This is a genomic window from Xanthomonas sp. NCPPB 3174, assembly GCF_056725205.1.
Window position 1 is genome coordinate 113,317 of record NZ_CM161517.1, and the last position, 15,857, is coordinate 129,173.

Consider the following 15,857-nt stretch of genomic DNA (forward strand, 5'->3'; position numbering starts at 1 on the left):
TAACCGAACTGGCCCGTGCAGTATTGTGGCACCGCGCGGGCCGGTGTGCGCGCCCGCTTCGCCCTGTTCATGCAACAGCGTGTCATGCCGCCGCGTCGGTGTTCGGGCCGGTGGCGCGCTGGGTGCGCCGCCGCAGCACGCCCGGTTGTGGACAAATGCCGGAACAGCGCTTGTGCGGTTCGTCACGGCACGCGACGATGCCGGCAGGGCGACCGTGCCGAACCACACCTGGAGTCAAGGATGGAGTTGTTGAGCTTGGAACACTTCGCCGGAAGCGTGAACGAGACGTTCTCGGCGCAGTTGAACGAAGGTGAGGTCGCATTCGTGCTGGTCGAGGCGCGGCCGCTGCCGACGCCGCCCGCGGCACGGCGTGCGCCGTTCTCGCTCCTGTTCCGCAACGGCTCGTCGTTCCTGTTTCCGCAGCAGACCTACCAGATGCGCCATCCGCGCCTGGGCGAAATCGGCATCTTCCTGGTGCCGGTGGCGCGCGAACGCGACGGTTTCCTGTATCAGGCGGTGTTCAACTGACGCACGCATTCGGCCGCGTGCCGGGGCCATCCCAGCGCATCGCCAGGTGGGTCTGGCCGGCCTCGCCGGCGACGAAGCCCAGCCGCGCGTAAAGCCGCTGCGCTGCGCGATTGGCGTGCAGCACGTGCAGCGTCAGTGCGCGCCCATCCGCATGCGCGAGCGCCTGTGCCTGCGCGATCAGCGCGCCGCCAATTCTGTGGCCGCGGCAGTCCGGCAACAGGCTGATATCGACCAGGACGTGCGGATCCGTGCTGCGGTCCAGATACAGCCGGCCCAGTCGCGCGCGTGCGTCTTCCACGATCAGGAAGTCGGCACCCGGGAAATGCTGCAGATAGTGCGCATGCTGCAAGGCGAACTGCTGGTCGAGGAAGGCACGCTTGGCCGGTTCCGGCCACGGCACCGCGGCAAGTTCGTCGCGGCGCGTACTGGCGTACAGGTCGCGCAGCCAGGGCAGGTCGCCCGCGTGCGCGGCGCGCAGCACCACGCCACGCGTTCGCAGCGCGCGCGGCGCCTCGATGGCCTCGTGCCTGGCGGGAAACTCCGGCACTCGCGCAGCACTAGCCATGTGGCCGCTCAACTGAAGACGGGGTAGTCCCCGCTGAGCGCGATGCAGAAGTTCACCGCCAGATACGGCTGCCGGTTCTCGTGTGCCTGGCCGATGCCGGTGGGCATCAGCATGGTCGGGGAGAACTGCGTGTTCGGCGCGACCGCCAGGAACGGACGTTCGCTGGTGCTGTTCAGTGACGACAGGGCGGCACCGCTGGCAGGGGTGCCGGTCTTCTTTGCCGGATCCGGTTGCGAGAACGCATTGACGCCGTGCTGGTGCATCGGGATCTGCGTGCTTTGCAGGCTGACGCCCGCCGATCCGAAGTTGCTGCCCAGCGTGTGCGCGGTCAGGCCGGGCCCCGGGCCCTGCTGGCAGCCGGCGCGCGCGGTGAAGTTCGGCAACTGGAACGTGGTGCTGCCATTGCCACCGTAGGCCACGCCGAGCAGCGAATACAGCGCACTGTTCTGCGTGATCGGCAGGATGGCGCCGTTACACAGCGCCCAGCCATACGGGTTGTAGTCGAAGCCGAACAGCTGGATTTCGCCGAGATAGGGTTCGGTCATGAGCGGATTCCTCCGATGCAGCGGATGCGTGCCGCAGCCATGCCGGCGCGGCGCAGGGATCAGGCCTGTTGCGGGAAGATGCCGGTGGTGGCGATGCAGTACTGCACCGTCAGCGTCGGCATGGTGTTGTCGTGCGGCTGGCTGCCGCCGGCGAACGAGGTGCTTTGCGTGGACATGGCCAGCGTGGTGGTGCCGCTGGTGTCGCTGGCATAGAACAGGGCGCCACTCACGGCGGCTGGGAGCAGACCGGCGGGCGCGGTGGCAGTCGCCGCCACGGTGGTGGCCTGGGCGGTATGCGTGTGGGCCGGCATCTGCAGGTCGGTCAACGTCACCGTCTCGGTGCCGGCCTTTTGGGCGAGCACGTAGTTGCTGAGCCCCGGCCCCTGGCCCTGATGGATCGGCAGGCGACCGCGCAGATCCGGCACCGCGAAGGTGGTGGTGCCATTGCCGCCGTACGCAGTGCCGAGCAGCACATACAACGGTTCGTACTCGGAGATCTGCAGCAGCGAGCCGTCGCACGCCTGCCAGCCCTGGGGTGTGCGGCCGAAGCCGAACATGCGGATTTCGCCGATGAAAGGGGTTCCCATGAGATGCTTCCTGGTCGATGAGGCGCCACGCGCACGGATTCGCGCTGCGCGCCCGAATGCGGATGCGCCTAGCTGCGCGAGGGGAAGATGCCGGACAGTGCGATGCAGAAATTGATCGTGGTGTACGGCTGTACGTTCGGATGTGCCTGGCTGCCGCCGCTGTTGGCGATGGTGGACTGCGACAGCGGTATCGTCGCGCCGGGCGCCGCATACAACGCATGCGGGGTCCCGGTGGCCATGTTGTTGTTCGCGAACAGGCGGCCGGTTGGCGTGCGGTTGTCGCCGTTGACACTGCTGCAATCCAGCAGGTGGGTATGCGCGGGCAGGTTGTCGCCCACCAGGGTCACTGTCTCCGTGCCGGCGGCCTGGCCCATCGGCAGCGCCGGCGGTTGCCACGCCGGATCGGCCGATGGCCCATAGCCCATCGGCGTGCGCCCGCGCATGTCCGGCAAACCGAACGTGGTCTTGCCATCGCCGCCGAAGCGGGTGCTGAGCAGGCTGAACAGCGCCTGGTTCTGATTGATCGGCAGCAATTGCCCGTTGCACTGCGCAAAATATTTTGGCGCAAACGCGAAACCGGTCAGCATGATCTGACCGATGAAGAACTCGCTCATGCGGATCTCCCCCCAGAGTTGATGGCACAGACTTCGTGTCTGGCGCGCATCTACTTAATCACGACTTCGGCGACATGCAAGAGACGATTTCGCTGAACCAGACAGACATGACGCATTTGTTGCTTTACGTCGCGCCGGATTTGCTGTTCCAATGGCCGCGCGACGCGCATGGCCGATGCTTGCAGGGCCGATGTTCTGCGGAGTCCGAGGCACCAGGATGGCTGCCAGCGCCCATTGGGGTGGCGCGTTTTAGGGGAATCGAAATATGTCTACGAATTGCACCGCGTCTAGCGGTATGCGGCTGATGTTGCGTTGGCTGATGGCGCTGCTGTTGCTCACGACATCCCAGCTCTGTCTGGCTGCTGCCGCGCCTGCGCCTGGACCGGCGTGTACGACTCCTCAGAGCGCTAGCGTGAATTCGGGCGGCTCGGTGACCTTTGACGTCAGCGACTGCGACGGTACCTCCAATACCGGCATGACCGATGGTGCGCAGCCGTCGCACGGCAACTACGTGCTTACCGGCCAACTGGACGCCGCCGGCACCGAGCGGGTGACCTACACCAACAACGGCGACGGCGCGACCTCGGACTCGTTCTACCTGCTGGACGAGTACAACAACCAGATCGTCTTCAACATCACCATCAACCCCTCGCGCACCGCCAGCATCACGGTCTCCCCGTCCAGCGCCAACGAGGACAGCGGCACGGCCTTCGTCTACACGGTGACGCTGAGCTCGACCAATAGTTCGGCGACCACGGTGAACCTGACCCGCAGCGGCACGGCGACCAGCGGGACCGACTACACCGGTACGGTCACCAGCGTCGTGGTACCGGCCAATGCGACGTCCGCCAGTTTCAGCGTCACCCCGGTCGCCGACACCACGGTGGAGCCGGACGAGACAGTGATCTTCCAGGTGGCCAACGGTACCGGCTACTCGATCGGCAACCCCTCCAGCGCCACCGCCACCATCGTCAACGACGACTATCCCTCAGCAAGCATCGCGGTGTCGCCGGCCAGCGTGTACGAGAACGGCGGCACTAATTTGGTTTACACCGTCTCCCTGAGCCAGCCGTCGCCATCGGCGCTCTCGATCGGTTTCAGCGTGGGCGGGACCGCGACGTCCGGTAGCGATTACGCTGCGGTCAACTCGCCGCTGGTGATTGCGGCTGGCCAGACCAGCGGCACGATCACCGTCAGTCCCACCCCCGACACCACGGTGGAGCCTGACGAGACCGTGGTGATCAGTCTCAACGCGGGCAGCGGCTACACCGTGGGTTCGCCGTCCAGTGCCACCGGCACCATCCTCAACGACGATCTGCCGGCGCTGTCGATCAATAACGTGTCGCAGAACGAAGGCAATTCCGGCACCACCGCGTTCACCTTCACCGTCTCGCTCAGCCAGCCGGCCGGCAGCGGCGGGGTCAGCTTCAACATCGCCACTGCCGACGGTACTGCCACTGCGGGTTCGGACTACATCGCTTCCAGCGTGAACGGGCTGACCATTCCGGCCGGCAGCAGCAGCGCCACCTTCACCGTGCAGGTGGTCGGCGATACGCTCAACGAACCCAACGAAACCTTCTACGTCAACGTCACCAATCCAAATGGCGCCACGATCACCAGTGGGCAGGGAGTGGGCACGATCAACAACGACGACGCGCAGCCGTCGCTCTCGATCGGCGATGTCAGCGTCACTGAAGGCAACAGCGGCACCACCACGGCCACATTCCCCGTCACCCTCAGCGCCGCCAGCGGCCAGACCGTCACGGTCAACTTTGCGACCACCGACGGCAGTGCCAACGCCGGCAGCGACTATGTCGCCCACTCCGGCACCCTGACCTTCTTGCCCGGCATCACCACGCAGAACGTGGCGGTGACCATCAATGGCGATACCACGGTCGAGCCGGACGAAACCTTCACCGTGAACCTGTCCGGCGCCAGCAACGCCACCATTGCCCGCGCCACCGCGACCGGCACGATCCTCAACGACGATGCGGTGGTGACGATCTCGCCGACGTCGCTACCGGCGGCCACCGCCGGCACCAGCTACAGCCAGACCTTGACGGCCAGTGGTGGGACCGCGCCGTACGGCTTCGCGATCACCACCGGCACATTGCCGGTGGGGATGCTGCTGAGTTCCGCCGGCGTGCTGTCCGGCACGCCCAGCGGCAGCGGCAGCTTCAATTTCACCGTGTCCGCGACCGACAGCGGCGCGTCGCCCATCAGCGGTAGCCGTGCCTACACGTTGACGGTGGCGGCACCAACCGTGTCGCTGCCGGCGACGACCCTGCCCAACGGCACCGCCGGCCAGGCCTACAGCGCGGCGATCACCCAGGCCAGCGGCGGCATCGCGCCGTACACCTATGCGGTCACGGCCGGCGCCTTGCCGGCGGGCGTGACCGTCAACAGTGCGACCGGTGCGCTCAGCGGCACGCCCACCGTGACCGGCAATTTCAGCTTCACCCTGGTCGCGACCGACAGCACCTCCGGCACCCCGGGCCAGGCGGCGCGCAGCTATACGCTGGCGATCGTGGCGCCGACCCTGACCGTCGCCCCGTCCACGCTGCCGTCCGGGACCGCGGGCACCGCCTACAGCCAGACGCTGAGCACCAGCGGCGGGACGGCACCCTACACCTATGCGCTCAGTTCCGGGGCCTTGCCCACGGGCCTGACCTTGAGCAACACCGGCACCTTGTCCGGCACCCCGACCGTGGCCGGCAGTTTCACCTTCGTCGTCAGCGTCACCGATGCAGGCAGTTTCGGCGGCTCGCACGCCTACACTCTGACAATCGTCGCGCCGACCCTGGCCATCACCCCGCGGACGTTGCCGGCAGCGGCGATCAACGCCAGCTACAGCCAGGCGCTGAGTACCAGCGGCGGCACCGCGCCGTACAGCTATATGCTCAATGCCGGCACCTTGCCGAGCGGGATGAGCCTGAGCGCGGGCGGCGTGCTGTCCGGTACGCCAACCACGGCCGGCAACTTCGCGTTCACCGTGGGCGTCACCGACGCCAACGCCTTCACTGCGGCGCAGGCGTTCACCCTGACCGTGGCCTCGCCGACGCTGACGCTGTCGCCGCCGGCGCTGCCGGCCGGCACCGCGGGCAGCGCCTACAGCCAGGCGCTCAGCGCCACCGGCGGCACCTCGCCCTACAGCTACAGCCTCACCACCGGCGCGCTGCCGGCCGGGCTGAGCCTGAGCGCCGCCGGCGTACTGTCCGGTACCCCGACCCAGGCGGGCAGTTTCGTCTTCACCGCCACCGTCACCGACAGCACCGCCGGCGTCCCCGGCCAGGCCAGCCGCAGCTACACGCTGAGCATCGCCGCGCCGACCCTGACCCCGGGGCAGCCGACCTTGCCTGCCGGCACCGCGGGCACGGCATACAACCAGACCCTGAGCACCAGCGGCGGCACCGCGCCGTACAGCTACAGCGTGGTCAGCGGCGCCTTGCCGACCGGGCTGAGCCTGACCACGGCGGGCGTGCTGTCCGGCACACCGAGCGCGGCCGGCAGCTTCGCCTTCAGCATCAAGGTGAGCGACGCCAACGGCTTCTCGGCGACGCCGGCCTACACCCTGACCATCGCCTCGGCGGTGCCGGCACCGGTGGCGGCGAACGACACCGGCGCCACCCTCGTGGATACCGCGCTGACCCTGGCGGTGACCGGCAACGACACCGGCAGCATCGACAGCATCGCCATCGCCACGGCGCCCAGCCACGGCACCGCGACCGTCGATGGCGTGCGCCTGGTGTACACGCCGGCGCCGGGCTACGTGGGCGTGGACAGCGTGCACTACACCGCCATCGGCGCCGGCGGCAGTTCGGCCCCGGCCGTGGTCACCATCACCGTCAACGCCCGCCCCATCGCGGTGTCGGTGACGGTGCCGGCGGTGACCGGGCAGGCGCAGACCCTGGACGTCACTCGTGACGCCACCGGTGGCCCGTTCGTGGCGGCCGCCGTGGTCGCGGTGCTGCCGGCTAATGCCGGTACTGCGACGATCACCCGTGCGGCCGCCAAGGCCGCCGGCGTGCCGACGGCGGCCGCGGACGAGGGCCCGGGCTTCATGCTGACCTTCGTGCCGAACCCGGCCTTCTCCGGCAACGCCACGGTGCGCTTCACCCTGTCCAATGCGTACGCGACCTCGGCCGAGGCGGACATCGTGTTCATGATCGCGCCGCGCCCGGATCCGACCCAGGATGCGCAGGTGCGCGGCCTGATCGACGCGCAGGCCGAGTCGACCCGGCGCTTCGCCAAGGCGCAGATCGACAACTTCCAGCGCCGCCTGGAGGCGACCCACCGGGGTGCGCGCGGCTTCGACAACGGGGTGAGCTTCCAGGCCGGCTCGCAATGCCGCCAGCGCGATCGCACGCTGCAGAGCGATCGCAACCTGGACGCGCAAGCGTGCGATCCGGCCAACCGCGACCTGCGCGACGGTGCCATGGACGGCGGCGCCGACACCGCGTCGGCGGCACCACGCGATGCCACTGCGGCAGGCGATCTCGGCCTGTGGGTGGGTGGTGCGATCCGCTCCGGCAGCCTGGACAAGCAGTCGCAGCGCGCTGGTGTGGATTTCCAGACCGATGGCCTGAGCCTGGGCGCCGATTACCGCGTCTCCTCGTCCTTCGCATTGGGCGCGGGCGTGGGCTTCGGCCGCGACGACAGCGACGTCGGCCGCGACGGCAGCCGCAGCAAGTCGACCGCGTACACGCTAGCGCTGTATGCCAGCTATCACCCGGGCCAGACGCTGTTCTTCGACACCCTGGTCGGCTATCAGCTGCTGTCCTACGACCTGCGCCGCTACGTCACCGACAACGGCGCGCTGGCCGAAGGCGACCGCAGCGGCCACCAGTGGATCGCGTCGCTGTCGGCCGGTGCCGACCTGCAGCGCGGCGATTGGCAGATCACCCCGTATGCGCGGGTGGATGCCGCGCGCGCCACGCTGGACGCCTACAGCGAAGCGGCGATGGCGCCGTACGCGCTGCGTTACGAGGACATGGACGTGGCCACCACCACCGGCAACCTCGGCCTGCGCCTGGAATGGCGCCGGCAGATGACCTGGGGCCGGCTGACCCCGCAGTTCCGGCTCGAGTACCAGCACGACTTCCAGGGCCGTGGCGATGCCGCGCTGGGATATGCCGACATCATCGGCGGCACCCTGTATCGCACCGGGCAGACGGTATACGACCGCAACCGGCTGATGCTGGGCGTGGGCGTGGTGTTCAGCACCGACCAGGGCCTGTCCACGCGCGTGGAATACCGCGGCGTCACCGACGGCGACAGCGGCAGCGACCAGACCTGGATGTTCAACGTCGAGAAGAAGTACTGACGCTTTGAGCCCCTCTCCCCGCGGGAGAGGGGTTGGGGGTGAGGGTCCGGCGCGCAGCGACGCGCGATGTTTGGGTGCACGAGGCTGCGCCCGTACCCTCATCCGCCCCTGTGGGGCACCTTCTCCCGAGGGGAGAAGGGAATAGCTAGCCCCTCTCCCCTCCGGGAGAGGGGTTAGGGTGAGGGTACGATGCGAAGCGACCCGCGATGTTTGGGTGCATGAGGCTGGCGCCCGTACCCTCATCCGCCCCTGCGGGGCACCTTCTCCCGAGGGGAGAAGGGAGCGGCTAGCCCCTCTCCCATCGGGAGAGGGGTTGGGGTGAGGGTCCGGCGCGAAGCGACGCGCGATGTTTGGGTGCACAAGGCTGCGCCCGAAAGCGCTACCTGCCCGCATCCGGCACAATGCCCGGCACATGCCTGCCCTGTCCGCGCCCGATTTCCGGCTGTATCCGTCCAACGCGCTGGATACCCTGGCCGCCCTGCTCGCCGAAGAACTGCGCCGGCCGCCGCCGGGGCAGCCCTTGCTTGCGCCGGAGGTGGTGCTGATCCCGCAGGTGGCGATGCGGCGCTGGCTGCAGTCGACCCTGGCCGCGGTGCACGGGGTGGCGGCGAACCTGGAATTCCTGACCCCCGGCGAATTCGTCGCGCGCGCGCTGGAGCGCAATCTCGGCGCGGCGGCCGACGACCTGGACATGGCGACCATGCACTGGCGCCTGTACGCGGCGCTGCAGGGCGACCTGGGCAGCGATGCGGCGCTGGCGCCGCTGGCCGGCTATCTGGCCGACGGCGATGCGCTCAAGCCGTGGAGCCTGGCCGGCGAGCTGAGCAACGTGTTCGAGAAGTACCAGGCCTGGCGCCGCGACTGGCTGCTGCGCTGGGAAGGCGGCGCCGACCCGGATGATCCGCAGGCACGGCTGTGGCGGCGCATCGCCAGCGGCCGCGCCTACCGCGCGCGGCGCATCGGCCAGTACCTGGACCGCTACGCACGCCCGGACGGGCCGCTGCCGCAGGGCCTGCCGCGGCGCCTGTTCGCCTTCGCCGTGCTCAACATCTCCCCGGACGTGCTGCGCGTGCTGGCCACGCAGGCGCGCGCCGGCACGCTGCACTTCTACCTGCCGACGCCGGCGCAAGGTTACTGGGGCGATCTGCAGACGCTGTGGCAGCGCCGCCGCGAGGGTGGGGCGGTGGACCTGTTCGCCGACCACGTGCAGGAGAACCCATTGCTGCAGGCCTGGGGCGCGGCCGGGCGCGACTTCATGGCGCTGATCGGCGACTACGAAGTGGTGCATCCGCTGGCCGAGATCGCGGTCTACGCCGATCCGCTCGAGTCGGGCCGGCGCGCGCTGGCCGATGGCGGCCTCGGCGACAGCCTGCTGCGGCGCATGCAGAGCGATCTGTTCCATCGCCGCGCGCCGGCGCGGCCGGCGCCCCTGGCCGCGGTGGATCCGCACGATCCCAGCCTGCAGGTGCATGCCTGCCACACCCGCCTGCGCGAACTGCAGGTGTTGCACGACCAACTGCGCGCGTTGCTGGACGACCCGCGCTTCGATCCGCCGTTGCAGCCGCGCGAGATCGCGGTGCTGTCGCCGGACATCGATCCCTACGTGCCGTACCTGGACGCAGTGTTCGGCGGCCACGCCGGCGACGACGCCTTGCCCTATGCGCTGGCCGACGCCAGCCCGCTGGCCAGCGAGCCGCTGGCCGAAGTGTTCCTGGCGCTGCTCGGCCTGCCGATCGCGCGCTTCGGCCTGCACGAGATCCTGGACCTGATCGCCAGCGCGCCGATCGCCGAGGCCGCCGGGCTGGACGAGGCCGGGCTGGAACGCCTGCGCAGCTGGCTGCACGCCGCCGGCGCGCGCTGGGGCCTGGACGCGGCGCATCGGCAGCGCCACCAGGCGCCGGCCGACGACGCCTACACCTGGCGCTTCGCCCTGGACCGGCTGCTGCTCGGCCACGCCAGCGGCGCCGAGGATGACATCGACGGCGTGGCGCCGTGGCCGCAACTGGAAGGCAGCGCGCTGGCGGCGCTGGACACGTTGCTGCGCCTGCTGCGCGTGCTCGATCGCCACCAGGCCGCGCTGGCCGAGCCGATGCCGCCGGCGCAGTGGCGCGAGGTGCTGCTGGGCCTGCTCGAGGCGCTGCTGCCGCAGAGTCCGTCGGCGCCGCGCCAGCAGCGCGCGCTGGAACGGCTGCGCGCGCTGATCGACCAGTTCGCGCGTGACGCCGCCCGCGCCGACTATGCCGACGCGGTGCCGGCCGAGGTGGTGCGTGCGCACTTCGCCGCTGTGCTTGGCGAATCGGACACGCGCGCGCCGCTGCTCACCGGCGGCATCAGCTTCGGCCGCATGGTGCCGATGCGGCTGCTGCCGTTCCGGGTGATCTGCCTGCTGGGCATGAACGACGGCGATTTCCCGCGCCGCGATCCCGCCGCCGGTCTCAACCGCCTCACCGCCGAGCTGGGCACCACGCGCCGCCGCCACGGCGACCGTTCGACGCGCGAGGACGACCGCTTCCTGTTCCTGCAGCTGTTCGCCTCGGCGCAGGAGGTGTTCTACCTGAGCTACCTGGGCGCCGACGCGCGCGACGGCAGCGTGCGCGAACCCTCGCCGCTGGTCGGCGAGCTGCTGGCCTGTGCCGCGCAATACCACGCCGACCCGGCCGCGGCTGCGGCACTGGTGGTGCGGCATCCGTTGCAGCCGTTCGCTGCCGCCGCGTTCGGCGCCACCGGTGCCGAGGATGCCGACCCGCGCCGTTTCAGCTACCGCCGGCAGTGGCGGCCGGCAGTGGACAGCCTGGTCGGCCAGCGCCAGCCGCTGGCGCCGTGGATTGACGATCTGCCGGCCGCGGCCGACGACGCGCCGCCGGCGCAGCTGTCCATCGATGACCTGCGGCGGCTGCTGGTCGATCCGGCCGGACAGTTCCTGCGCCAGCGCCTGGGCCTGCGCCTGCCCGATCCGGCGCAGGCCGACAGCGACCTGGAACCGCTGCTGGCGCCAAGCCGCGGGCTCGACCAGTACGGCCTGCAGCAGCAGGTGTTCGAGGCGGTGCTGCGCGAGGACACCGAGGCCCTGTACGAACGCCTGCGCGCCCGCGCGCTGCTGCCGTCCGGGCCACTGGGCCGGCGCCAGCTCGACGAGCGCGTGCGCCAGTTGCGCCCGTACGCCGAGGCGTTCCGGCAGTGGCGTGGCGGCGACGACGCGCCGCTGGCGCCGCGGCTGCAGGTGGACCTCGACGGCACCGCGCTGCACGGCCGCCTGCCGGGCTGGTACGCGCCCGGCGTGGCGCGCGTGCAGGTGGGCGCCTTGAGCGGGCGCAGCGCGATCCGCCACGGGCTGGAATGGCTGCTGCTGCGCGCCGCTGGCGAACGCGCGCCCTACGTGCGTTTCTTCGACCACGACGACAGCCTCGGCCCGCATCCAATGGACCGCGAGCCGCTGCCGGCCGCCCAGGCGCAGCAGGCACTGGGCGAGTTGCTGCAGCTGTATCGCCACGGCCGCCAGGCGCCGCTGTCGTTCGCGCCGTACAGCAGTTGGAAGTACTACCAGGCCGCGCGCGCCGGCGATCTCGACAAGGCGATCAAGGACGCCGCCGCGCAGTGGCAGGCCAGCTTTGGCTGGAGCGAGGCGGACAGCCCGGAACTGCGCCTGGTCGGCCGCGGCCGCGACCCGTTCGCCGACGCGCAGCGCTTCGCCGAGTTCGCCGCCACCAGCCAGCGCGTGTTCGGCCTGCTCGAACAGGGCGACGCCGGCCCCGCGCTCGATCCCGAACGGCTCAGCGAAAGCTGGCAGCGCTGGCGCGGCACCCAGGAAGACGCCGAATGAGCGCCGCACCCGAACGCGATCCCTACCTGCAATTGCCGCTGCACGGCGTGCGCCTGATCGAGGCCAGCGCCGGCACCGGCAAGACCTTCACCCTGGCCACGCTGTTCACCCGCCTGGTGGTCGAACGCGGCCTGCGCCTGGGCCAACTCCTCGCCGTCACCTTCACCGAGGCCGCCACCCAGGAACTGCGCCGGCGCATCCGCGAGCGCCTGGCGCTGGCGGCCAGCCTGGTGCCGGATGCTGCCCCGGACCTCGTAGGAGCGGCTTTAGCCGCGACCGACCCATCGCGCCCAACCCCGCAACAAGACCCACCCGACGTCGCCCTCACCCGCGCCATCCTCACCGCGCACCTGGCCGTCAGCACCGAGACCCCCGCTGCCCTGCGTCGCCGCCTGCAGCAGGCCGCCGAGGACATCGACCTCGCTGCCATCTTCACCATCCACGGCTTCTGCGCGCGCGTGCTGCGCGAGCATGCGCTGGAAAGCGGCCAGGCCTTCGCCGCGCCGCAACTGCTCACCGACGACCGCGAACTGCTGCGCGACGTCGCCGCCGACCTGTGGCGGCAACGCGCCGCCGATCCGGCGATGGCCGAGGACCTGGTGGCGCTGTGGCCGGGCGGACCGGACGGCATGGCGATCGATCTGCGCGAACTGGTCCGGCATCCGACGCTGTTGCCGGCCGCGCCGGTCTTTTCCGCCGAGGACGGCGCCGTGTTGCAGCAGGCCGCGCAGCGCGCCGCCGTGGCGCTGGCCGAGGCGTTCCGCACCCACGGCACCGCCTGTTTCGAGGCGATCGCCGCGGCGATCGAGGCCGGCGTGCTGAGCAAGGTCAGCTACAAACCCGACTGGCTGACCGCGTTGTGGCACTGGCTGGACGTCTTCGCCGCGACGCCAGCGGCGGACGTCCCGCCGCATCCGAAGCTGGTCAAGCTCACCGCCGCCGAACTGGCCGCCGGCACCAACAAGAAGCACGCCGAGCGCACTCCGGCCTCGCCGCTGAGTCACGCCATCGACGGCTACCTCGCCGCGTTGGCGCAGTTGGCGCAGTGGCGCACGCAACGTCGCATCTGCCTGCTGCACGCGCTGCGCGCCGACGCGGCCGAGCGGCTGGCCTATCTCAAGCGCCAGCGCCGCGTGCAGACCTACGACGACCTGGTCGAAGGCGTGGCGCGCGCGCTGGAAGGCCCGCACGGCGCCGCCCTGGCGCAGCGGCTGCGCGCGCAGTACGCGGTGGCCCTGGTCGACGAATTCCAGGACACCGACGATCGCCAGTGGACGATCTTCCGCAAGGTGTTCGCCCCGGAGACGGCTGGCTCCTCGGCGGCGCAAGACGATGCGGCGATCGCATCGCTGTTCGCGCCCGACGACACGCCGCCGCTGCTCGCCCTGATCGGCGATCCCAAGCAGGCCATCTACGGCTTCCGCGGCGGCGACGTGCGCACCTACCTGGCCGCCGCCGCGGACGCCGAACGCGCGCCGCCGCTGGCGCACAACTTCCGCTCGCGCCCGGCGCTGCTGGCGGCGATCGACGCGCTGTACGCGCAGGCCGGCTACGCCGAGGCCTTCCTCACCGACGGCATCGCCTTCCACCCGGTGCAGCCGGGCAGCAAACGCATCGATGCCGACCTGCAGCGCAATGGCATGCCGGCCCCGGCGCTGACCGTGTGGCGCGCGCCGGAACCGCCACCGCCACCGGCCACCGCCAAGCCGGGCAAGCCCAAGCCGTGGAGCGCCGGGCGTGCCCGCGAACTGTGTACCGCCGCCTGCGTCGCGGCGATCCGCGGCTGGCTGGCCGACGCCCGCGACGGCAACGCCAGCTTGCTCGGCCGCCCCGTGCAGGCCGGCGACATCGCGGTGCTGGTGCGCAGCCACGGCGAGGCCACGCGCATCCAGCAGGCGCTGGCCGCCGCTGGCATTCCCGCGGTCGCCGCCGGCCGCCGCAGCCTGTTCGCCACCGATGAAGCACTGGAACTGCTGGCGCTGCTGCAGGCACTGCTCGATCCCGGCGACGACGGCCGCCTGCGCGCCGCGCTGGCCACCGTGCTGATCGGCGAGGACGCCGCGGCCATCACCGCGCTCGACCACGATGGCGAGCGCCACCGCCGCTGGCAGCAACAGGCGCTGGACTGGCGCGAGCGCTGGCAGCGCGGCGGCCCGCTGGCCCTGATCGGCGACCTCGGTGCCGCGCACGGGCAACGCCTGCTGGCGCTGGTCGACGGCGAGCGCCGCCTCACCAACTACCTGCAGCTGGCCGAGCTGCTGCAGGAAGCCGACACCCGCGCGCTCGGCCCGCATGGCCTGGTCGACTGGCTGGCGCGGCGCATCGCCAATGCCGACGACAGCGACGAGGCGCAGCAACTGCGGCTGGAATCGGATGCGCGCCGCGTGCAGATCGTCACCCTGCACAAGAGCAAGGGCCTGGAGTATCCGCTGGTGTTCCTGCCGTATGTCGGCATCGGCCGCAGCGAGCGCAGCCCCGGGCGCCACTGCGTGGTGCCGGCGCCGCAGGGCGGGCGCCAGTTGCAATGGAATACCGGCCGCAGCGGCGGCGACGCCGACCCGGCCTGGGACACCGCCGAAGCCGCGTGGAAACAGGAACAGCGCGCCGAGGACGCGCGCCTGCTCTACGTCGGCCTGACCCGCGCCGAACACGCGCTGTGGATCGCCACCGGCGCCTTTCCGCAGCACGAGCGCACTGCGCTGGCGCCGATGCTGCGCGACCTTGACGCCTTGCAGGCCGCCGCCGCGCCCGTCGCCGTCGCCCTCGACACCACGCCACCGCCGGCGCAGCTGCCGCGGCTGCCACCCGAGCCGGCGCCGCCGGTGCCGCCGGCACGCGTGCCGCAGCGGCGCGTGCTGCCGGAGTGGTGGGTGTACAGCTTCACCCAACTGGCCAATGCCGATGCCGGCAGCGACCCCATGGCCAGCGCCACGGTGCCCAGCAGCGGCGGCAGCGACGAGCCCGCCGCCAGCGAGCCGGTCAGCGCCGCGGTGGAGGTGGACATGGTCGACCGCCGCTTCGTCGGCAACCGCTTCGGCGTGGCCATGCACGACGTGTTCGAGCGCTGCGACTTCGCCGCCTGGCGCACTTGGCGCCCAGGCCAGCCGGCGCCGGCCGGGCAGGCCACCGCCATCGTCGAAGCGCTGCAGCGCGGCGGCTACACCGAGGACGAACTGGAAGACGGCACCACCATGCTCACCGCCCTGGTCGGCCACACCCTCACCGTGGCGCTGCCCGAAGGCACCTGCCTGGCCGCGGTGCCGGACGCGCAGCGGCGCAACGAAATGGAATTCCACTTCGCCATGCGCCCGACGCGCGTGGACGCGCTGCTGGCGCTGCTGCACCGCTTCGGCGTGGCCGGCGAGCGCCAGGCGTTCGGCACGCGTCAGCGCCTGGAGGGGCTGATGACCGGCCTGATCGACCTCACCTACCAGCACGACGGCCGCTGGTACGTGCTCGACTACAAGTCCAACCGCCTGCCGGCCTACGACCCCGACGCCCTGGCGCGGGCGATGGCGCACAGCGAGTACACCCTGCAGGCGCTGATCTACACCGTGGCGCTGCACCGCTGGCTGCGCTTCCGCCTGGGCGAGGGCTACGACTACGCCCGCGACTTCGGCGGCGTGCGCTACCTGTTCTGCCGCGGCCTGGACGCCGCCCGCGACCCGTCGCCAGGCGTGCACGCCTGGCGCTTCGACCCGGACCTGATCGAAGGCGTCGACGCCCTCTTCGCCGGTGCCCCGCTTGAGCCCCTCTCCCCCCGGGAGAGGGGTTGGGGTGAGGGTGCGCCCGCCCACGGAGCCCCCCCGTGAGCCAACCCACCAACCTCCCGGCCGCCCGCCACCGCACCGTCGCTCCGCGCCCGCTCAAGCCCC

At 70.9% G+C, this 15,857-nt stretch carries 8 protein-coding genes; 4 read left to right on the forward strand and 4 right to left on the reverse strand.

Annotated elements, in window-relative coordinates; all coding sequences use genetic code 11:
- Nucleotides 1–240: 240 nt before the first annotated feature.
- Nucleotides 241–528: a DUF6916 family protein gene (locus AC1PK7_RS00555; protein WP_010341087.1), complete on the forward strand. Its 288-nt coding sequence runs from the start codon at nucleotides 241–243 to the stop codon at nucleotides 526–528.
- Here AC1PK7_RS00555 and AC1PK7_RS00560 read toward each other — a convergent pair.
- The 4 genes from AC1PK7_RS00560 to AC1PK7_RS00575 form a co-directional block, all read right to left on the reverse strand.
- Complete coding sequence (locus AC1PK7_RS00560; protein WP_481099510.1) at nucleotides 521–1,093, reverse strand: N-acetyltransferase family protein; 573 nt, start codon at nucleotides 1,091–1,093, stop codon at nucleotides 521–523. The two genes, AC1PK7_RS00555 and AC1PK7_RS00560, sit on opposite strands and share 8 nt — an antisense overlap.
- A gap of 8 nt (nucleotides 1,094–1,101) precedes the next feature.
- Entirely contained in the window at nucleotides 1,102–1,638 is a 537-nt protein-coding gene (locus tag AC1PK7_RS00565) for a phage tail protein (protein WP_481099511.1), read from the reverse strand.
- A gap of 59 nt (nucleotides 1,639–1,697) precedes the next feature.
- Complete coding sequence (locus AC1PK7_RS00570) at nucleotides 1,698–2,225, reverse strand: phage tail protein (protein WP_481099512.1); 528 nt, start codon at nucleotides 2,223–2,225, stop codon at nucleotides 1,698–1,700.
- A 68-nt stretch (nucleotides 2,226–2,293) separates the two neighbouring features.
- Nucleotides 2,294–2,839 (reverse strand): phage tail protein, encoded by a 546-nt coding sequence (locus tag AC1PK7_RS00575; protein WP_481099513.1) that lies wholly within the window; start codon nucleotides 2,837–2,839, stop codon nucleotides 2,294–2,296.
- 301 nt (nucleotides 2,840–3,140) lie between these two features.
- Between AC1PK7_RS00575 and AC1PK7_RS00580 the strand changes: the two genes are divergently transcribed.
- From AC1PK7_RS00580 to recB, 3 genes are all read left to right on the forward strand, one after another.
- The gene (locus tag AC1PK7_RS00580) at nucleotides 3,141–8,162 is read left to right on the forward strand and encodes a putative Ig domain-containing protein (RefSeq protein WP_481100957.1); all 5,022 of its coding nucleotides are present in this window, start codon (nucleotides 3,141–3,143) and stop codon (nucleotides 8,160–8,162) included.
- A gap of 412 nt (nucleotides 8,163–8,574) precedes the next feature.
- Nucleotides 8,575–11,982 carry an exodeoxyribonuclease V subunit gamma gene (gene recC, locus AC1PK7_RS00585; RefSeq protein WP_481099514.1) on the forward strand — a complete coding sequence of 1,136 codons (3,408 nt, stop codon included), beginning with the start codon at nucleotides 8,575–8,577 and terminating at the stop codon, nucleotides 11,980–11,982.
- Nucleotides 11,979–15,794, forward strand: coding sequence for an exodeoxyribonuclease V subunit beta (gene recB, locus AC1PK7_RS00590; protein WP_481099515.1), 3,816 nt, complete (start codon nucleotides 11,979–11,981; stop codon nucleotides 15,792–15,794). Before recC ends, recB begins: the two co-directional genes overlap by 4 nt.
- The last annotated feature ends 63 nt before the right edge of the window (nucleotides 15,795–15,857 follow it).

What these genes read in the sequence shown, in the direction of transcription:
- AC1PK7_RS00555 (WP_010341087.1), top strand. Translation starts at nt 241, where the DNA reads ATGGAGTTGTTGAGCTTGGAACACTTCGCCGGAAGCGTGAACGAGACG.
- AC1PK7_RS00560 (WP_481099510.1), bottom strand. Translation starts at nt 1,093, where the DNA reads ATGGCTAGTGCTGCGCGAGTGCCGGAGTTTCCCGCCAGGCACGAGGCC.
- AC1PK7_RS00565 (WP_481099511.1), bottom strand. Translation starts at nt 1,638, where the DNA reads ATGACCGAACCCTATCTCGGCGAAATCCAGCTGTTCGGCTTCGACTAC.
- AC1PK7_RS00570 (WP_481099512.1), bottom strand. Translation starts at nt 2,225, where the DNA reads ATGGGAACCCCTTTCATCGGCGAAATCCGCATGTTCGGCTTCGGCCGC.
- AC1PK7_RS00575 (WP_481099513.1), bottom strand. Translation starts at nt 2,839, where the DNA reads ATGAGCGAGTTCTTCATCGGTCAGATCATGCTGACCGGTTTCGCGTTT.
- recC (WP_481099514.1), top strand. Translation starts at nt 8,575, where the DNA reads ATGCCTGCCCTGTCCGCGCCCGATTTCCGGCTGTATCCGTCCAACGCG.
- recB (WP_481099515.1), top strand. Translation starts at nt 11,979, where the DNA reads ATGAGCGCCGCACCCGAACGCGATCCCTACCTGCAATTGCCGCTGCAC.